Annotated in this window: 19 protein-coding genes; 17 read left to right on the plus strand and 2 right to left on the minus strand. The window is 64.6% G+C overall.

Features of this window, described 5'->3' with window-relative positions; genetic code table 11:
- The first annotated feature begins 91 nt into the window (after positions 1 to 91).
- The gene (locus tag BLU37_RS23110; protein ID WP_408003685.1) at positions 92 to 1,594 is read left to right on the plus strand and encodes an ABC transporter permease; all 1,503 of its coding nucleotides are present in this window, start codon (positions 92 to 94) and stop codon (positions 1,592 to 1,594) included.
- On the plus strand, positions 1,591 to 2,634 hold the full coding sequence (locus BLU37_RS23115; protein ID WP_090209293.1) for an ABC transporter ATP-binding protein: 1,044 nt from the start codon (positions 1,591 to 1,593) through the stop codon (positions 2,632 to 2,634). Before BLU37_RS23110 ends, BLU37_RS23115 begins: the two co-directional genes overlap by 4 nt.
- Here the strand turns inward: BLU37_RS23115 and BLU37_RS23120 are convergent.
- Both BLU37_RS23120 and BLU37_RS23125 read right to left on the minus strand, forming a co-directional pair.
- Positions 2,631 to 4,352 carry a hydrogenase maturation protein gene (locus BLU37_RS23120; RefSeq protein WP_090209296.1) on the minus strand — a complete coding sequence of 574 codons (1,722 nt, stop codon included), beginning with the start codon at positions 4,350 to 4,352 and terminating at the stop codon, positions 2,631 to 2,633. The genes BLU37_RS23115 and BLU37_RS23120 overlap by 4 nt on opposite strands.
- Before the next feature lie 128 nt (positions 4,353 to 4,480).
- Entirely contained in the window at positions 4,481 to 5,533 is a 1,053-nt protein-coding gene (locus BLU37_RS23125) for a GlxA family transcriptional regulator (RefSeq protein ID WP_010450789.1), read from the minus strand.
- A 184-nt stretch (positions 5,534 to 5,717) separates the two neighbouring features.
- Between BLU37_RS23125 and BLU37_RS23130 the strand changes: the two genes are divergently transcribed.
- The 15 genes from BLU37_RS23130 (at position 5,718) to BLU37_RS23200 (ending at position 18,977) form a co-directional block, all read left to right on the plus strand.
- On the plus strand, positions 5,718 to 6,506 hold the full coding sequence (locus BLU37_RS23130; protein WP_090209299.1) for an N-acetylmuramoyl-L-alanine amidase-like domain-containing protein: 789 nt from the start codon (positions 5,718 to 5,720) through the stop codon (positions 6,504 to 6,506).
- 181 nt (positions 6,507 to 6,687) lie between these two features.
- Positions 6,688 to 6,939: a DUF4160 domain-containing protein gene (locus BLU37_RS23135; protein WP_010450792.1), complete on the plus strand. Its 252-nt coding sequence runs from the start codon at positions 6,688 to 6,690 to the stop codon at positions 6,937 to 6,939.
- The gene (locus tag BLU37_RS23140) at positions 6,926 to 7,330 is read left to right on the plus strand and encodes a DUF2442 domain-containing protein (protein WP_090209302.1); all 405 of its coding nucleotides are present in this window, start codon (positions 6,926 to 6,928) and stop codon (positions 7,328 to 7,330) included. The genes BLU37_RS23135 and BLU37_RS23140 overlap by 14 nt, the downstream gene beginning before the upstream one ends.
- Positions 7,331 to 7,424: 94 nt before the next feature.
- Positions 7,425 to 8,096, plus strand: coding sequence for a GntR family transcriptional regulator (locus BLU37_RS23145; RefSeq protein ID WP_010450795.1), 672 nt, complete (start codon positions 7,425 to 7,427; stop codon positions 8,094 to 8,096).
- A 109-nt stretch (positions 8,097 to 8,205) separates the two neighbouring features.
- Positions 8,206 to 9,138, plus strand: a complete 933-nt coding sequence (locus tag BLU37_RS23150; RefSeq protein ID WP_090209304.1) for a 4-hydroxyproline epimerase — start codon at positions 8,206 to 8,208, stop codon at positions 9,136 to 9,138.
- The gene (locus BLU37_RS23155; protein ID WP_019361921.1) at positions 9,135 to 10,250 is read left to right on the plus strand and encodes an NAD(P)/FAD-dependent oxidoreductase; all 1,116 of its coding nucleotides are present in this window, start codon (positions 9,135 to 9,137) and stop codon (positions 10,248 to 10,250) included. Before BLU37_RS23150 ends, BLU37_RS23155 begins: the two co-directional genes overlap by 4 nt.
- Positions 10,243 to 10,479 (plus strand): (2Fe-2S)-binding protein, encoded by a 237-nt coding sequence (locus BLU37_RS23160; protein ID WP_090209307.1) that lies wholly within the window; start codon positions 10,243 to 10,245, stop codon positions 10,477 to 10,479. The genes BLU37_RS23155 and BLU37_RS23160 overlap by 8 nt, the downstream gene beginning before the upstream one ends.
- A complete protein-coding gene (locus BLU37_RS23165) occupies positions 10,476 to 11,732 on the plus strand; it encodes an NAD(P)/FAD-dependent oxidoreductase (protein WP_090209310.1) in 1,257 nt (418 codons plus the stop codon). Before BLU37_RS23160 ends, BLU37_RS23165 begins: the two co-directional genes overlap by 4 nt.
- A gap of 74 nt (positions 11,733 to 11,806) precedes the next feature.
- Positions 11,807 to 12,562, plus strand: coding sequence for an AraC family transcriptional regulator (locus BLU37_RS23170; protein ID WP_090209312.1), 756 nt, complete (start codon positions 11,807 to 11,809; stop codon positions 12,560 to 12,562).
- Positions 12,563 to 12,953: 391 nt separating this feature from the next.
- Positions 12,954 to 13,772 (plus strand): ABC transporter substrate-binding protein, encoded by an 819-nt coding sequence (locus BLU37_RS23175; protein ID WP_010450806.1) that lies wholly within the window; start codon positions 12,954 to 12,956, stop codon positions 13,770 to 13,772.
- A gap of 10 nt (positions 13,773 to 13,782) precedes the next feature.
- Positions 13,783 to 15,546, plus strand: coding sequence for a cis-3-hydroxy-L-proline dehydratase (gene lhpI, locus BLU37_RS23180; RefSeq protein ID WP_090209315.1), 1,764 nt, complete (start codon positions 13,783 to 13,785; stop codon positions 15,544 to 15,546).
- A complete protein-coding gene (locus BLU37_RS23185; RefSeq protein ID WP_029532234.1) occupies positions 15,539 to 16,210 on the plus strand; it encodes an amino acid ABC transporter permease in 672 nt (223 codons plus the stop codon). The genes lhpI and BLU37_RS23185 overlap by 8 nt, the downstream gene beginning before the upstream one ends.
- A gap of 12 nt (positions 16,211 to 16,222) precedes the next feature.
- Entirely contained in the window at positions 16,223 to 16,873 is a 651-nt protein-coding gene (locus tag BLU37_RS23190; RefSeq protein WP_019361915.1) for an amino acid ABC transporter permease, read from the plus strand.
- Positions 16,866 to 17,588, plus strand: a complete 723-nt coding sequence (locus BLU37_RS23195) for an amino acid ABC transporter ATP-binding protein (RefSeq protein WP_010450814.1) — start codon at positions 16,866 to 16,868, stop codon at positions 17,586 to 17,588. The genes BLU37_RS23190 and BLU37_RS23195 overlap by 8 nt, the downstream gene beginning before the upstream one ends.
- 360 nt (positions 17,589 to 17,948) lie before the next feature.
- Positions 17,949 to 18,977 (plus strand): trans-3-hydroxy-L-proline dehydratase, encoded by a 1,029-nt coding sequence (locus BLU37_RS23200; RefSeq protein ID WP_090209318.1) that lies wholly within the window; start codon positions 17,949 to 17,951, stop codon positions 18,975 to 18,977.
- The last annotated feature ends 32 nt before the right edge of the window (positions 18,978 to 19,009 follow it).

Below are 19,009 nucleotides of genomic sequence, written 5' to 3' on the forward strand. Positions count from 1 at the left end.
GCCTCTGGAACCCGCCGCAGTCGCTCACGCGCCTGCGGCGCTTTCGCCTGAGCGAACCAGAAAACTATTCCGGCGGCAGAGCAATCCGTGGATCATCGGCTTGTCGCTGCTGCTTTCCCTACTGGCGTTGCTGCCCATCGCCTTCGTGATGCTCTCTGCCTGGCAGACCGGCTGGAGCACCCTGCAAGCACTGGTATGGCGCCCCCGCGTGGCGGAACTCGCCATCAACACCCTGCTGCTGACCCTCATCACCCTGCCCTTGTGCGTGATGCTGGGGCTGGCACTGGCCTGGCTGACCGAGCGTACCGACCTGCCCGGTCGCCGACTCTGGTCACTGCTGGCCACCGCGCCGCTGGCAGTACCGGCATTCGTCCACAGCTACGCCTGGGTCAGCCTGGTGCCGTCGATCCATGGCCTGGGGGCCGGGGTGCTGGTCTCGGTGATCGCCTATTTCCCGTTCCTCTACCTGCCCATCGCCGCCACCCTGCGACGCCTGGACCCGGCCATCGAGGACGTCGGCGAATCACTGGGGCTCAAACCCTGGGCGGTGTTCGTGCGTATCGTGTTGCCGCAACTGCGCTTGGCGATCTGCGGTGGTTCGCTGCTGGTGGGCCTGCATCTGCTGGCAGAATACGGGCTCTACGCGATGATCCGTTTCGACACGTTCACCACGGCGATCTTCGACCAGTTCAAATCCACCTTCAGCGGCCCGGCGGCCCATACCCTGGCCGGTTTGCTCGCGCTGTGCTGCCTGGGGCTGTTGACCGTCGAATCGGCAGCCCGGGGCAAAGCCCGCTATGCCCGGGTCGGCTCCGGTACGGCCCGCCAGCAACGGACGGTACAGCTTGGTACTGGCGGCAAGCTGCTGGGCCTGAGCCTCCCCCTGCTCAGCAGCGCGCTGGCCCTCGGGGTGCCGCTGATGACCCTGGGCAACTGGCTGATCGCCGGTGGCTGGGAGGTCTGGCAGGCAGATGAACTGTGGCCGGCCCTGCAACAGACGCTGCTGCTCGGCATCGCCGGTGCGCTGTTGACCACCTGCGCCGCCGTGCCCGTGGCCTGGCTGTCGATCCGCTCGCCCGGTCGGCTGCATCGTCTGCTGGAGAGCTGCAACTACATCACCAGTTCGTTACCCGGCATCGTCGTCGCCTTGGCGCTGGTCACGGTCACCATCAACTTCGCCCGGCCGATCTACCAGACCTCCTTCACCGTACTGCTCGCCTACCTGCTGATGTTCATGCCCAGGGCACTGGTCAGCCTTCGGGCCGGCATCGCCCAGGCGCCGGTGGAGCTGGAGAACATCGCCCAGAGCCTGGGCCGTTCGCCGGCTCAGGCCCTCTGGCTGATCACCCTGCGCCTCGCCGCACCGGGGGCTGCCGCCGGTGCAGCGCTGGTGTTCCTGGCCGTGGTCAACGAACTGACCGCGACCCTGCTGCTAGCGCCCAATGGTACGCGCACCCTGGCCACCGGTTTCTGGGCATTGACCAGCGAAATCGACTACGCCGGGGCCGCGCCCTATGCGCTGATCATGATCCTGTTGTCGCTGCCGCTGACCGGGCTTCTCTACCATCAATCGAAACGCACGGCGGGCCGATGAACGCTCTGGAACTCAACTCCCTCTACAAGTCCTTCGGCGCACAGTCGGCCCTGGAGAACATCAACCTGTCGATCGCCACCGGCAGCCGCACGGCGATTGTCGGCCCTTCGGGCTCGGGCAAAACCACCCTGCTGCGGATGATCGCCGGCTTCGAGTTCCCCGATGCCGGCAGCATCCTGCTCGACGGCCAGCCGCTGGTGGACGCCAATACCGCAATCCCCGCCCACCAGCGGCTGATCGGCTATGTACCGCAGGATGGCGCGTTGTTCCCACATATGACGGTGGCCGAGAACATCGGCTTCGGACTCGTTGGCAGGCCTGGCGAGAAACAGCCACGTATCGCCGAACTGATGAACAGCGTCGCGCTGGATGCACAGATGGCGAAACGTTGGCCCCATGAGCTGTCTGGCGGCCAGCAGCAGCGGGTCGCCCTGGCTCGGGCCCTGGCCCAACGCCCACGACTGATGCTGCTCGACGAGCCCTTCTCGGCCCTCGACACCGGGTTGCGCGCGGCCATGCGCAAGATGGTCGCCCGCCTGCTCTCGGAGGCTGGCGTCACCACCATCCTGGTGACCCACGACCAGGCCGAGGCGCTGTCGTTTGCCGATCAACTGGCGGTCATGCGCCAGGGCCGACTGGTACAGGCCGGGGCGCCGATGGATCTCTATCTACGCCCGGTCGACGAGGACACGGCCGCGTTTCTCGGTGATGCCGTGATTCTTCCCGCGCAGATCGATAACGGCTGGGCGGAGTGTGAACTGGGACGGATTGCGGTCAACGACCAAGGCATTCATGGCCCGGCACGGATCATGTTGCGCCCCGAGCAACTGCAGTTGGCCGCACTCGGTACGGGGGACGTCGACGGCTGCCCAGCAGTGGTGACCGACCGCGATTTCGGCGGCAACACCTGCACCTTGACCGTGCAACTGAGCAGCGCAGAAAAACGTCCGCTGCTGGTTCGCAGCAGCGGCATGCTGGCACCGAGGGTCGGCAGCCAGGTACAGGTGTCGACCCTCGGTCATGCCCACGTGCTGGCTTAGCAGCTCAGCACGCCAGGCTTCGTCCGGGTCGGACGGGCCCAGGAGGCGATCAGACGTTCCGGAGTGCCACAGACCTTGCGTTTCAGCACGAAGTTGCGGCACTTGCCGGCGAAGCCGTTGCGGTCCTGGACCATGTCCTGCTGCATCTGCGCCAGTTCCAGGTCGCGGCAATACTCCATGGCGTCCAGGTCCGGCGCCTGCTTGTTCTCACGAGCCCTGTGCGGCTCGTCGACCAGGCGCTGGGCCTCGCCCATCAACCATTCGCCAAAGGCTTGCGGGCAACGTGGACCGATCCCCTGGAGCATGCCCATCGCCAGCGCCTGGGTGGTGCTCAGCGGCAGGCATTGCTGGGTCAGTTGCAACGCCAGGTCGCTGCCTACCGCACGCGGCAGGCTGTAGGTCCAGTATTCGGAGCCGTAGAGCCCCATGGTCTTGTAGTGCGGGTTGAGCACGATACCGTCGCGGGCCAGCACCACGTCCGCCGCCAGCGCCAACATCACCCCGCCCGCCCCGGCACTGCCGGTCAGGCCACTGATCACCAGTTGCCGGGCACTGAGCAGCTCGCGGCAGACATCATTGATGGCGCGGATATTGGCCCAGGCCTCCAGCCCCGGCACTGCGGCCGCCTGAATGACGTTCAGGTGCACGCCGTTGGAGAAACTGCCGGGCCCACCCCGAAATACCAGGACCTTGGTGTCCTGCGCCCTGGCCCAGCGCAGCGCACTCACCAGCCGACGGCACTGTTCGGTGCTCATCGCTCCATTGTAGAAGTCGAAGGTCAGCTCACCGACATCACCGACTTCGCGGTAACAGATCGGCTGGTACGCTTCCTGGCATTGCCGATGGGTGCTGATCGACCAGTCCAGGGTTGGCACCTGATCGAGACGCCCGGCCAGTACATGACGCGCAGGACGCTTGAAGGTTTCCTCGCCCGCCGCGGGCTTGCGGCGCAAGGCGCCGATCCACAGGCTGTGATCGCCGGTGGCGACCAGCACCGCGTCATCGTGCACTGCCAGCAGTTGCCCCGGCGTTCCGCAGCGGCTGTCCAGATGCGCGTCATAGAGGTAGAACTGTTCGCCCTGAAGCGTGGCGAGAACGCCGGGCTGGCCATCGGCTGCGTCGATACGGCGTTTGATGAACTCGGCACCGTCATGCCAACTGAAGCTGCGGTCACTCTGCTTCATGTTCGGCTGCAGATGTCCGCGTACCTCTGGCGAGTCGTAATTCAGCGGCGTCGGCTCGAAGTCGGTACCGAATTTGGCCACCACTTCATGGATGCAGGCCAAGGCCGCATCGGCCACCGGGCCGTTGTACAACTGCGATTTGCGCACCTGGGCGGGCATCTCGAACTCACGGGTCGCCCAGATCGCGCCGCTGTCCATCTCCTCGGCCGCCTGCATGGCGGTCACGCCCCAGTATGAGAGCTTGCGGCTGATGGCCCAGTCCAGCGCGCTGGCGCCACGGTCACCGACAATCCCCGGATGGATGATCACCACCGGGCGTTCGGCATTGCGCCACAACTGTGCGGGAACACGATCCTTGAGAAACGGACAGATGACCAACTGTGCACCGCTGTCCTCGATCTGTCGGCAGACTTCCTCTTCGCTGCTGAACAGCACCACGCTGGGCTCGTGCCCGGCTTCACGCAACGACAGCCAGGCACGCTGGGTGAGACCGTTGAACGCAGTGGACAGCAGAATGATCTTCAGTGAGCGCATGATTTACCTCCTCCTTGAGCATGTACCGGGCCCATTGCTGCGGCGAGCAATCCCTGGCCCGGTTGGAGTGGCTACAGTAGCGCGGTGTGAGGAGCCAGCCTTGACCGAGGTCAAGGCTGTGACCTGCCTCAGCGATGGCGAGCGCGCGCCTCGCTGGCGGTATGGCCGAAGAAATCACGGAAACAGCGGCTGAAGTGCGCCGAGCTGACAAAGCCGCAGGCGGTGGCGATGTTGATCACCGACTCGTTGGTCTGCAACAGCAATTGCCGGCCACGGGTCAGGCGCAGTTCCAGGTAGTAACGCTTGGGCGAACTCTGCATGAACTGCTGGAACAGCCGGTCGACCTGACGCCGCGACAGGTTGACGTAGGCGGCCAGTTGATCGAGTTCCAACGGGTCTTCGATGTTGTTTTCCATCAGGTCGAGCAGACTTTGCAGGGCCACCGGCAGGCGCGGATCACGCGAGACCCGGGCCAGCGGCATGTTGTCGGTCTGCTCGCTGCGGTCGCAACTGAGGATCGCCTCGATCCCCCTGACGAGTTCGTCACCCTGCTGGGCACGAATCACGTTGAGGATCAGGCCCAGGGCGCTGTTGGCGCCGGCACAGCTGATCAGCCCCTCATCGACCACGTAGGGTTGTGGCAACAGCCGGACCGTCGGACAGATTTCCATCAGGCCGGCACGGTTCTCCGGGTGCACGGTGCAGGAACGGCCGTCCAGCAGACCGGCATGGGCCAGCTGGAAACAGCCATTCCAGAGACTGCCCAATTGCATCGATGCCCGCGCGCACTGGCGCAGTTTTTCCACCAGCTTCTTGCCGGCCGGTTGCAATGGGCTGCGTAGACCACCGCAAACGATAAGCAGGTCGGCGCCATCGGGGCGCAAGGCGTCGATGTAGTCATCGGCGGCGATGCAAATGCCCAGGTCGCAGGCAATCTGCAGTTGATCGATACCGAAGGTTTTCACCTCGTACAGCGGCGCATGTCCCAGCAGATTGGCCGTGACCAGCCCATCCAGGGCCCCGGTGAAGGCCATCATCGAGAAGTTGTCGAGCAGCACGAAGGCGATCCGCCGGGGCGCTGGCGTAACCGCGCCCTGGCCCGACTCGTTCAGGTAGGCGAGGTTCAGGGTCTTGAGGCTGCGACTGAACTGGCGGTGCCCCGCCGGCGGTGATTCGGACATGCGTGATGATGCTCAAGGAAAACCAGGGGCTGGCGGGCATGAGAATATCGCGTTCGCGCAGTGTCATCAAAACTGTTCACAAGGCCGCGTCACGGTTTCCTTTGACAGCCACGGCGGCTGGGAAAACAATGTTCGGCGGCACACGCGTGGTAAGAACAGCAACGTGCTGCCTTTCGGAGAGGGTATGAACAAGCTACTGCCGATCCTGTCGGGCCTGGCAATCGGCCTGATGCTGAGCGGTTTCCCCCAGGTATCGCTCGCAGCGACACTCAAGCTGGACGACTACACCCGGGACAGGATCAACCAGATCGAGTCGCGGCTGATCCAAGAGCGCCACGACGACCCAGGCCAGCGCATCGACGAGATATCTGCCAGTTTCCTCGGCACGCCTTACGTGCCGCACATGCTGGTGGGGTCGGCGACGTCGGCGGAAAAGCTGGTGATCGACTTTCGCGGCCTGGACTGCTTCACCTACCTGGATTACGTCGAGGCATTGCGCAAGTCCGACAGCCTGCCGCGCTTTATTGCGAATGTGATCAACACCCGTTACGAACACGGCGACGTCAGCTACCTCAGCCGCCGGCATTTCTTCACCGACTGGGCCCATGCCACACCGCTCAATGCCCGCGACATAACCCGTGAAACCAGCCCGGACGCGACAACGGTCACCAAGCTTCTCAAGACACCGGCCGCCGGCAACTCAAGCGCCGAAGTGACCCGGGCCATCAGCTACATTCCCAGCCGATTCGTCGACGACACGGTCATCGCTCGCCTGCACACCGGCGACTACATTGGCATCTACACGCCCACCGAAGGCCTGGACGTGACCCACACCGGCATCTTCATCATGACCGACAAGGGCCCCGTACTGCGCAACGCTTCGGCCCAATCGAGCCACTATCAGGTCATCGACTCGCCGTTCCTCGCCTATGTGAAGAAAACCCCGGGCATCGTGGTACTGCGGGCACTCTAAGGTCCTGGCCCGCAGCCGCTCCCTCTCGAAAGCCGTCGTTACATATATCGCGAAATACCTGTGACAAGGCCGTAATCCCGTGTCCGTCTAACCTTGAGTCTGTCGACAGGGAGTGTCAGCGGGAAGCTGCCACACGTCGACAATTCCCCTAAAACCTAAACGGATAGGTTAATCTCAAATCATGGTAACGACAGCGCGATTCGACGATGTCCGGGTAGTGATCTATTCAAACGACCACAGGCCCTGCCACGTGCATGTCATGAACTGGGAGCACGAAGCGGTGTTCCACCTACGCTGCCCCGAGGGCCCTGCGCAACTGCGGAGCAATGACGGTTTTTCCTCGCGCAGGCTCAAGCTCCTGTGTGCACTACTGAACGAAGACCTGGCCTATCAATGCCAACAGTGGAAGGAGATCCACGGTGACTTTTACTGAACTTGAATTCAAGCAGGCAAATGCTCCTCAACCCAAGGTGCCTCGCGCGCAAGAGGCCCATTACGATCCGGCCAGCGATTGCGTCGTGATCCGCCTCGATTCCGGGGTGAGCCTGTCATTCCCGCCACGGCTGGCCCAGGGGCTGGCCGACGCCAAGCCTGCGCAACTGGCGCAGATCGACATCAGCCCGAGCGGCCAGGGGCTGCACTTTCCGGCCCTGGATGTCGACCTGCACCTGCCTGCGCTGATCCACGGCGTACTGGGCAGCGCTTCGTGGATGGCCGGCCAGTTGGGCAAGAAAGGCGGCTCGCGCTCGACCGAGGCCAAGTCCCGGGCGGCTCGCGAGAACGGCAAGCTGGGCGGCCGGCCGCGCAAACGTCCCGCTCTCTGAATCAGGCCCAGGCGCCTCAGCTCGTCACCAGGAAGGGAAAACAAAACGTTTTTTGTATACCATATCCTTTCCATCCCCCACGAATGACCGCGCCGTGACCCTGACCAAATTCAACCTGCCGGACCTGGGCAACGCGCCCTCCACGTCGGAGATCATCACCCGATACCTGCGCGATGCGATCATCGCCGGCAGCTTTGCCGAGGACGAACCGATTCGTCAGGACGAAATAGCCCGTCAGTTCAACGTCAGCAAGATCCCCGTGCGCGAGGCGCTCAAGCGGCTGGAGGCCGAAGGGCTGGTGATGTTCCAGCGCAACCGGGGGGCGATGGTCACGCGTCTCTCCGAGCTGGAACTGGCGCAGATGTTCGAGGTGCGCATGCTGCTCGAAGACAAGGTGTTGCGCCTGGCCATCCCGAACATGACCGAGAGCACCTTTGCCAAGGCCGAGCGCATCTGCCAGGAGTTCGTCGGCGAGAACGACGTCGGCCGCTGGGCCGAGCTCAACTGGGAACTGCACGCCTGCCTCTACGAACCGGCGCAGCGGCCGTTCCTGGTCGGGCTGATCCGTTCGGTCAACGACAAGCTGGAACGCTACCTGCGCATGCAGATGAGCCTTTCAGCCGGTAAGGAACGCGCCGATCACGAACACCGGGACATCATCGACGCCTGCCGCAGCCGTGATGTGGAACGCGCGGTAAAACTGCTCGACGAGCATATCGCCGGCGTCTGCGCGACCCTGCTCGAGCACCTGCCACGCTCACACTGAAATAGCCCGCACTGTGCCGATTTCGTCATGAGGGTCCGATAAAAGCATCAAGCCGGACAGCCCCCGCGCAGGCCACTCTGCGAACTCCCTCATTCGACAATGGCCTGCCATGAAACGTATCAGCGTGATCGACTCTCATACCGGCGGCGAACCCACCCGCCTGGTGACCGCCGGTTTCCCCGAGCTGGGACACGGCAGCATGGCCGAGCGCCGCCAGCGCCTGGCCGAGCAATACGATGCCTGGCGGGCCGCCTGCGTGCTCGAACCGCGCGGCAGCGATGTGCTGGTCGGCGCCCTGCTCTGCGAGCCGGTAGACCCACAGGCCTGTGCCGGCGTGATCTTCTTCAACAACACCGGCTACCTCGGCATGTGCGGCCACGGCACCATCGGCCTGGTGGCGTCCCTGGCGCATCTGGGCAGGATCGGTCCGGGTACCCACGCCATCGAAACCCCCGTCGGCACGGTGCATGCCACCCTGCATGAAGATCGCTCGGTCAGCGTACGCAACGTACCGTCCTATCGCTACCGCCGGGCAGTGGCCCTGGAAGTGCAAGGCGTCGGCGAGGTGGTCGGCGATATCGCCTGGGGCGGTAACTGGTTCTTTCTGATCGCCGAGCACGGCCTGGATGTTGCCAGCGACAACCTCGACGCACTGACCGCCTACAGCTTCGCGGTGCAGCAGGCGCTGGAACAGCAAGGCATCCGGGGCGAGGACGGCGGCCTGGTCGACCATATCGAGCTGTTCGCCGACGATGCCCGGGCCGACAGCCGCAATTTCGTCCTCTGCCCCGGCAAGGCCTACGACCGCTCGCCCTGCGGCACCGGCACCAGCGCCAAGCTGGCGTGCCTGGCGGCGGATGGCAAACTGCAGCCGGGACAGATCTGGCGCCAGGCCAGTGTCATTGGCAGCGAATTCGAAGGTTCCTACGAGACCGAAGACCAACGCATTGTGCCGACCATCCGCGGACGCGCGTATATCAGCGCCGAAGCGACGCTGATCCTCGAACAGGACGACCCGTTCGCCTGGGGCATTCGCCTGTGAACGAAGGCACGGTGGCCAACGTGATCGTGATCGGCGCCGGCATCGTCGGCGCAGCCTGCGCCCAGGCCCTGGCCCGCCGTGGTCTCGACGTGCTGGTACTCGATGCCGGCCTGCCCAATGCCACGGCGGCGGGCATGGGCCACCTGCTGGTGCTCGACGACAACCCGGCGGAGCTGGCACTGAGCCAATACTCGGTCCAGCGCTGGCGTGAGCATGCCCCCGACCTGCCGGAGCACTGCGCCTATCGCAGCAACGGCACGCTCTGGATCGCCGCCAACCCCGAGGAAATGGCGGTGGCAGAGAGCAAGTACCACAACCTGCAGGCCCACGGCATTGCCTGCGAACGGCTCAACGGCACGGCCCTGCATGAGCGCGAGCCGCACCTGCGCGAAGGACTCGAAGGCGGTCTGCTGATCCAGGGCGACGGCATTCTCTATGCCCCGGCCACCGCCCGCTGGATGCTGGAAACCCCGGGAATTCGCCAGCGGCGGGCGCGGGTCAGCGAAATCGATGGCAACCGCATCCGCCTCGACAACGGCGATTGGCTCGCGGCCGATGCCGTGGTGCTGGCCAATGGCGTGCAGGCAGATGAGCTATGCCCGGAACTGCCGATCGAGCCGAAGAAAGGTCACCTGCTGATCACCGACCGTTATCCTGGCCGCGTCACCCACACCCTGGTGGAACTGGGTTATGTCACCAGTGCCCACAACGCCACGGGGCCGTCCACCGCCTGCAATATCCAGCCCCGCCCGACCGGCCAGTTGTTCATTGGCGCCTCGCGACAGTTCGGCACCCGCGACCTCACGGTCGAAAGCTGGATGCTGGCGAAGATGCTCAAGCGTGCCGTCGAATACCTGCCGGGGCTGGCCCACTTGAATGCGATTCGCGCCTGGACCGGCCTGCGCGCCGCCAGCCCGGACGGCCTGCCGCTGGTGGGAGAACACCCACAACGCCAGGGCCTGTGGCTGGCGGTCGGCCATGAAGGGCTGGGGGTCACCACCGCACCCGGCACCGCTGACCTGCTGGTCGCCCAGCTATTCAACGAAACGCCACCGCTGGCCGCCACGCCCTATCTGCCGCAACGCTTTCTCGGAGCTTCGCCCCATGCCTGAGCTGACCCTGGACGGCCGCGCCCTGCGCGTCGCCGAAGGCACCACCGTTGCCGCCGCCCTGGCCCTGGGCGGGGACGGCTGCAGCCGCACGTCGGTCAGTGACCAACGCCGGGCGCCGTTGTGCGGCATGGGCATCTGCCAGGAGTGCCGGGTCAGTATCGACGGCTATCGCCGCCTGGCCTGCCAGACCCTGTGCCAGGACGGCATGCGCGTGGAGACCCGGCCATGATCGAAACCACCGACCTGCTGATCATCGGTGCTGGCCCCGCCGGCATTGCCGCCGCCCTCGCGGCTGCACCCAGCGGTGCACGCATCAGCCTGATCGACGACAACCCGCTGGCCGGCGGGCAGATCTGGCGTGACGGGCCGCAGGCCAAACTGCCGCCCCTGGCCCGGCAATTGCGCCAACGCCTGCACGCCTGCGCCAACGTGCGCTATTACCCTGCCACCCGAGTGATCGCCCAAAGTGCGCCGAAACAACTGTTGCTCGAAGATCCGCAACGGGGCTGGCAGATCCGCTACGACAAACTGCTTCTGTGCACCGGCGCCCGTGAGCTGCTGCTGCCCTTCCCCGGCTGGACCCTGCCCGGCGTCACCGGCGCCGGCGGCCTGCAGGCGCTGATCAAGGGCGGTCTGCCGATGAGTGGCGAACGCCTGGTCATCGCTGGCAGCGGCCCGTTGCTGCTGGCCAGCGCGGCCACTGCCCGGCAGGCTGGCGCGCAGATCCTGCGGGTCGCCGAACAGGCATCGCGTGCCGCCGTCGCCGGCTTTGCCGCGCAACTGCCACGCTGGCCGCATAAATGGCTGCAAGCCTTCGGTCTGTTCGACCGCCACTATCGCACCGATACCCACGTGCTCGCCGCCCTTGGCAGTGACCGCCTGGAAGGCGTGCGTCTGCGGCAGCGCGGCAAGATCGTCGAACTGGCTTGCGACCGATTGGCCTGCGGTTTCGGCCTGATCCCCAACACCCAGCTCGGCCAGGCCCTGGGTTGCGCGCTCGAGGGCCAGGCCATCGCCGTCGACGACTGGCAGGCCAGCAGCCTGGCCGACCATTACGCAGCCGGTGAATGCACCGGTTTCGGCAGCAGCGAGTTGGCCCTGGTCGAAGGTGCGATTGCCGGCCACGCGGCGGTGGGCGAGCAGGACGCCGCGCGCGCGCTGTGGCCACGCCGGGCGCGCTGGCAGGGTTTCGCCGACACCTTGAACAAGGCTTTCGTCCTCGACCCACGGCTCAAGTCCCTGGCCGAACCGGAGACCCTGGTCTGCCGTTGCGAAGACGTCACCTACGCCGCCCTGCTCGGCCACCGCGACTGGCGCGAGGCCAAGCTGGCCAGCCGTTGCGGCATGGGCGCCTGTCAGGGACGGGTGTGCGGCGGCGCCACCTCGCACCTGTTCGGCTGGCAGCCCGCAGCAGCACGGCCACCGTTCAGTCCGGCACGGATCGACACCCTGTTGTGCCTCGACGACACGCCTCAGGCATGAACCGCAGTGCAGGGCTTTCGGCAACCCCGGCGGATCTCTATGATCCCCAGGGTTGCCACCAGACGCCTGCCGCCATGTATGCCCCGCCCTACAGCTTCAAGCCCTGCGACCTGCCGACGCTGCTGAGCAGCCTGCACGCCATCGCGCCGTTGCTCGATACCCTGGCGGACGTGGTGTTCTTCATCAAGGATGCCGAGGCCCGCTACGCCTTCGCCAACCAGACCCTGGCCCGGCGCTGCGGCTTCAAGCACACCGGACAATTGCTCGGGCTGACCGCCGACCGGGTGTTCCCCGAACGCTTCGGCGCGTCCTATACCGAACAGGATCGTCGGGTGCTCGGCAGTGGTCGCGAACTGGCCGATCAACTGGAGCTGCACCTGTATTACGGCAACCAGCCGATCTGGTGCCTGACCCACAAGGTGCCGCTGCGCGATCCGCAAGGACAGATCGTCGGCCTGGCGGGCATTTCCCGTGACCTGCAATTGCCACAGTCGAACCATCCGTCCTTTCAGAAAGTCGCAGCGGTGGACGCGCATATCCGCGAGCATTTTGCCCAGCCCATCAGCCTCGCCGAACTGACCCGGATCGCCGGCCTGTCGGTGGCCCAGCTGGAGCGTCAGTGCAAGCGGATCTTCCAGCTCACGCCACGACAGATGATTCACAAGGCAAGGCTGGAAGAAGCCTCGCAACTGCTGGTGCAGGCAGACTTGCCGATCACCGAGATTGCCTTGCGTTGTGGCTATACCGACCACAGCGCGTTCAGCCGCCAGTTCCGGGCGCTGACGGGATTGTCGCCGAGCCATTATCGCGAGACCCATCGCCAGCGGTGATACCAGGACCGAGTCGGGGCCTGGAGCAGGTGCTGATCTTGAGGGCCCATTCGCGGGCAAGCCACGCTCAGTGACGCGGCGTTCACGCATCTTGTGGTCGACACAGCCCTGTAGGAGCGTGTGGGCGGCGATCCGACTTGCCCGCGAATAGGCCCTCCCTGCTGCCACTGTGTTCCTTTACGGCGCGCTTTCTCCCTCACCTGCTCCCTTCTGTAACACCACCCTAGGCCCTCGCTTTTACCCCCCTGTTTTCAACAAGCCCTCTAATTCAAGGCTCTGTAACGAATTCCATTCATTCGCCCGGAATCAGGCACAGTCATTGCTAATCTAATATCGTATACGAAATTCATAATACGATAGCCAACACCACTCACCGACAAACGAGGCTTCCATGAAAAATCCCGTTTTTGCCGCAGCGCTCAGTGTGGTTCTCAGCTCTTCCTTCGTCGCCACGGCCCAGGCCGACAAGCTCGACGACATCATCAGCTCGGGCAAGCTGCGTTGCGCCGTAACCCTCGACTTCCCACCGATGGGCTCGCGCGATGCCAGCAACAAGCCGGTGGGCTTTGACGTCGACTATTGCAACGACCTGGCGAAAGTCCTCGGGGTCAGCGCCGAGGTCGTCGAAACGCCGTTTGCCGATCGCATCCCGGCCCTGATGTCGGACCGCGTCGACGTCATCACCGCGTCCACCTCCGACACCCTCGAACGTGCCAAGACCATCGGCATGAGCATTCCCTACTTCGCCTTCCAGATGGTCGTCCTGACCCGCGAGGACACCGGTATTACCAAATACGAGGATCTCAAGGGCAAAAATGTCGGCAACACCAGCAGCACCTACGAAGCCATCGCCCTGGAGAAGGACCAGAAGAGCTGGGGCAGCGGCAGCTTCCGTGCCTACCAGTCGCAGAACGACACCATCCTGGCCGTGGCCCAGGGGCATATCGACGCCACCGTCGTCACCAACACCGTGGCCGCCGCCACGCTCAAGTCCGGCAAATACAAGGGGCTGAAGGTCGTCGGCAATGCCCCGTACGTGATCGACTATGTGTCGTTGGGTGCCGCACGCAACGAGTACGGCCTGATCAACTACCTCAATCTGTTCGTCAACCAGCAGGTGCGTACCGGACGCTACAAGGAACTGTTCACTAAATGGGTCGGCACCGAGATTCCACCGACCGAGCTGACCATTCCCCACGTCTATTACTGAGGACAGCTGAATGTCCAGCACGCCCACTGTCCTGACCGGACGCAGCCTGGTCGAGGGGTCTGCCCAAGGTCCCCTGCTGTTTGCCGATGTCGGCCTCAGTTTCTGGGGTGGCGTCGATCCGTTCAGCGGCGAGGTGATCGACCGCCATCATCCCCTGAGCGGCGAACACCTGGCCGGTCGCGTGCTGGCGCTACCCAGCGGGCGCGGCTCATGCACCGGCAGCAGTGTGATGATGGAAGCGATCAGCAACGGCCATGCACCGGCCGCGTTGGTGCTGGCCGAGGCCGATGAGATCCTGACGTTGGGTGTGCTGGTGGCACGGGTGATTTTCGAACGTTCCCTGCCGGTGCTGTGCATCGGCACGCAGGCATTCGCCGCCCTGCGCGACCGTGCCTTCGCCCGGGTCGAGGGCACACACCTGAGCCTGTTCGACGACTGCCCCGAGGACCGTTGGCAGGCCCTGCAAGCGCCGCTGTCGAACGACCGCACGCAGGTTGAGATCGAACTGACCGAACACGACCGGGCCCTGCTCGCGGGCCATTACGGCAAGGCCGCCCAGGTCGCCATGCGCATCGTTCTGCAAATGGCTGAACTGCAAGGGGCGAAGGCCCTGCTGGACGTGACACAGGCCCATATCGACGGCTGCATCTATACCGGGCCGGCGAGCCTGCGCTTTGCCGAACAACTGGTGCAATGGGGCGCGCAGGTGCGCGTCCCGACCACCCTCAATTCCATTTCCGTGGACCAGCGACGCTGGCGCGAGCTGGGGGTCGACGCCGCCCTTGGCGAACCGGCCAGCGCCCTGGGCACGGCCTACATGGCCATGGGGGCGCAACTGAGCTACACCTGCGCGCCCTACCTGCTCGACAGCGCGCCCAAGGCTGGCGAACAGATCGTCTGGGCCGAATCCAACGCCGTGGTCTACGCCAACAGCGTGCTCGGCGCCCGCACCCAGAAATACCCCGACTACCTGGATATCTGCATTGCCCTGACTGGCCGCGCGCCGCTGACCGGCTGCCACCTGACCGAACGGCGCAAGGCGCAGTTGCAGATCGAAGTGCCTGCGGTGGAGCCACTCGACGACGCCTTCTATCCGCTGCTTGGCTACCACATCGGCCTGCTCTGCGGCAGCCGCATCCCGCTGATTCACGGACTGGAGCGCAACCAGCCCAGTCTCGACGACCTCAAGGCGTTTGGCGCGGCGTTCGCTACCACGTCGGCGGCACCGCTGTTTCATATCGCCGGGGTCACGCCCGAAGCCCTCGACCCGACGCAAGTGGCGGACGCATCCCTGCCCGTAAAACACATCAACCTGAGCGACCTGCTGGAAAGCTGGCACGCGCTGAACTGCGCCCGTACTCCATCGGTAGACGTCGTCTCGCTGGGCAACCCGCACTTCTCCCTCGGCGAATTCGCTCACCTGGCGCGGCTGTGCGAAGGCCGCCACAAGCACCCGGCGGTGGTCGTCGCGATCACCTGCGGCCGGGCCGTGCTGGAACAGGCTCGGGCAGCAGGCCACTTGGAGGCGATCGAAGGCTTCGGCGCCACGCTGATCACCGACACTTGCTGGTGCATGGTCGGCGAACCGGTGATCCCGCCGAACGCCCGCACCCTGATGACCAACTCTGGCAAATATGCCCACTACGCGCCTGGCCTGGTCGGGCGCAGCGTGCACTTCGCCAGCCTCGCCGAATGCGTCGACAGCGCCTGCACCGCACGCACCAGCGGACGCCTGCCGGCCTGGTTGCAACAGGAGGAAGCGGCCCATGTTTGACTTCAAGTACACCTTCCAGTGGCGCGCGGCATTCCGGGCCCTGCCCGACATGCTCAGCGGTGCCTGGGTAACCTTCGAAACCGCCGCCCTGTCGATGATCTTCGGCGTGCTGATCGCCCTGACCCTGACGGTGATGCGCGAGGCCAAGCAGCCGGTGCTGCGCGGCGTCGCCAACGGCTGGGTGTCGATTGCCCGCAACACCCCGTCGCTGTTCCAGATCTACATCCTGTACTTCGGCCTCGGTTCACTGGGGCTGCATGTCAGCTCCTGGTTCGCGCTGCTGGCCGGGATCACCTTCAACAACGCCGGCTACCTGGCGGAAAACTTTCGCGGCGGCCTCAAGGCGGTGCCTGCCACGCAGATGCGCGCCGCCCGCTCGCTGGGCATGAGCGCCTTCCAGGCCTACCGGATGATCGTCGTTCCGCAACTGCTGCGGGTGGTGTTCTACCCCCTGACCAACCAGATGGTCTGGGCGGTGTTGATGACCTCGCTGGGGGTGGTCGTCGGACTCAACAACGACCTGACCGGGGTGACCCAGGAATACAACGTCAAGACATTCCGCACCTTCGAATTCTTCGCCATCGCGGCCGTGCTGTATTACCTGATCGCCAAGGCGATCGTCGCGATAGCCCGGCTGTTGTCCTGGCGGCTGTTCCGTTACTGAGGGGTCTGCTCAATGTTTTCTACCAGCCTTACCGCCAATGACCTGCTGTTCCTGCTCGGCGGCGCCTGGGTCACGCTGCAACTGACGTTCTGGTCGATCCTGCTGGGCAGCGTCGCCGGCCTGCTGTTCGGCCTGTTGCGCGCGCTGCTGCCACGGGCGAGCCTGCCGCTGGCCTGGGTACTCGACGTGTTTCGCAGCGTGCCGCTGCTGATCCAGTTCGTGCTGTTCAACTCGTTCAAGAGCATCCTGGGCCTGAAGATCAGCGCCTTCTCCGTCGGCTGCATCGTGCTGGGAATCTACGCCGCCGCGTACTTCACCGAGATCGTCCGCAGTGGCGTGCTTTCGGTGCCACCCAGCGTGCGCCGGGCCAGCCGCTCACTGGGGCTGAGCTACCTGCAGGACCTGCGCTGGATCGTCCTGCCGATGGCCACCCGAGTCGCCTTCCCCGGCTGGCTGAACCTGGTGCTGGGGGTCATGAAGGACACCGCACTGGTGATGTGGATCGGCATCGTCGAGCTGCTGCGCGCCTCGCAAACCATCGTCACACGTATCCAGGAACCGCTGTTGGTGTTGTGCATCGCGGGTCTTATCTACTACGTCATGAGCCTGGTGGTCGCTCGCCTGGGCGCTCGTCTGGAAAGAAGGTGGCAGGAAAATGATTGAGATCGACAACGTACACAAATCCTTCGGCGACCTGGAAGTGGTCAAGGGCGTCAGCCTGACGGTGAACAAGGGCGAGGTGGTGTCGATCATCGGCGGCTCCGGCTCCGGCAAATCGACCCTGTTGATGTGCATCAACGGCCTGGAATCGATCCACAAGGGCAGCATCCGTGTCGACGGGATCGAGGTCCACGACAAGGCCACCGATCTCAACCGCCTGCGGCAGAGAATCGGCATCGTGTTCCAGCAGTGGAACGCCTTCCCCCACCTGACCGTGCTGGAAAACGTGATGCTGGCGCCGCGCAAGGTGCTCGGCAAGAGCAGGCAGGAGGCCGAGGAACTGGCCGTGCGCCAACTGACCCACGTGGGCCTGAGCGACAAGCTCAAGACCTTTCCCGGCAAGCTCTCCGGCGGCCAGCAACAACGCATGGCGATCGCCCGCGCCCTGGCCATGTCGCCGGACTACATGCTGTTCGACGAAGCCACCTCGGCCCTGGATCCGCAGCTGGTCGGCGAGGTGCTGGATACCATGCGCATGCTTGCCGAAGACGGCATGACCATGGTCCTGGTGACCCATGAAATCCGCTTCGCCCGGGACGTTTCCGACCGCGTGGCGTTCTTTCGCAATGGCCTGGTACACGAGATCGGCGCACCGGACCAGGTCATCGGCAACCCGCAGCAGCCGGAAACGGCGGCGTTTCTCAAGTCGGTGAAATGAACATGACCACTGTGTCTGGAATGAACAACCAACCTGGGGCTGAAGTGACCCCTGAACCAGTGCCTGGAATGAACAATCAACCTGAGGCTGAAGTGAACCCTGGCCCAGTGCCTGGAATGAACAACAACCCTGTGGGAGCCGGCTTGCTGGCGATCCCGCCGCAGGCGGCCATTCACCGGCTCCGGCGGCGTGAATAAGATCGCTATCGCCAGCAAGCCGGCTCCCACCACATCAGCATCAGCATCAGCATCAGCATCAGCATCAGCACCAGCATCAGCATCAGCATCAGCACCAGCACCAACAAGCACCAAGCACCAAGCACCAAGAAATATCCACGAACCATCACAAGAGGAGTTAGCCATGCGTTCTTCGAAGATCGTTCATATAGTCAGTTGCCACGCCGAGGGCGAAGTCGGCGACGTGATCGTCGGTGGCATCGCCCCACCGCCAGGCGCCACCGTGTGGGAGCAGTCGCGCTGGATCGCCGAGGATGAAACCCTGCGCAATTTCGTCCTCAACGAACCGCGCGGCGGCGTGTTTCGCCACGTCAACCTGCTGGTACCGGCCAAGGACCCTCGGGCGCAGATGGCCTGGATCATCATGGAGCCGGCCGACACGCCGCCCATGTCCGGCTCCAACTCGCTCTGTGTGTCCACGGTGCTGCTCGACAGCGGCATCCTGCCCATGACCGAACCGCAGACCCGACTGGTGCTGGAAGCCCCCGGCGGCCTGATCGAAGCGGTGGCCGAATGCAAGGATGGCAAGGTCCAGCGCGTGGAAATCAGGAACGTACCGTCTTTCGCTGACCGTCTCGACGCCTGGATCGAAGTCGAGGGCCTGGGCTCGATCCAGGTCGACACCGCCTATGGCGGCGACAGCTTCGCCATCGTCGATGCCCAGCGCCTGGGTTTTGCGATTCGCCCCGACGAAGCCAGGGAGCTGGTCGAGACCGGCCTGAAGATCACCCACGCGGCCAACGAGCAATTGGGGTTCACCCATCCGCTGAACCCGGACTGGTCGCACATCTCCTTCTGCCAGATCGCCGCCCCGCTGACCTACGAAAACGGGGTCGCCAGTGGCGCCAACGCAGTGGTGATCCGTCCCGGCAAGATCGACCGCTCACCCTGCGGCACCGGCTGCTCGGCGCGCATGGCGGTGTTGCAGGCCAAGGGCGTGCTGAAGGACGGCGAGCCTTTCATCGGCCGCTCGATCATCGGCTCCGAGTTCCACTGCCGTATCGATTCCCTGACCGAGGTGGCCGGACGCCAGGCGATCTATCCCTGCCTCTCCGGCCGGGCCTGGATCACCGGCACCCACCAGTTGCTGCTCGATCCCGCCGATCCGTGGCCGCAGGGTTATCGGCTGTCGGACACTTGGCCCGGGGCCTGAGCCAACCAACGATTCACCCGATTACAACAGCT

It is taken from the genome of Pseudomonas asplenii (assembly GCF_900105475.1).
In the GTDB taxonomy this organism is placed as follows: domain Bacteria; phylum Pseudomonadota; class Gammaproteobacteria; order Pseudomonadales; family Pseudomonadaceae; genus Aquipseudomonas; species Aquipseudomonas asplenii.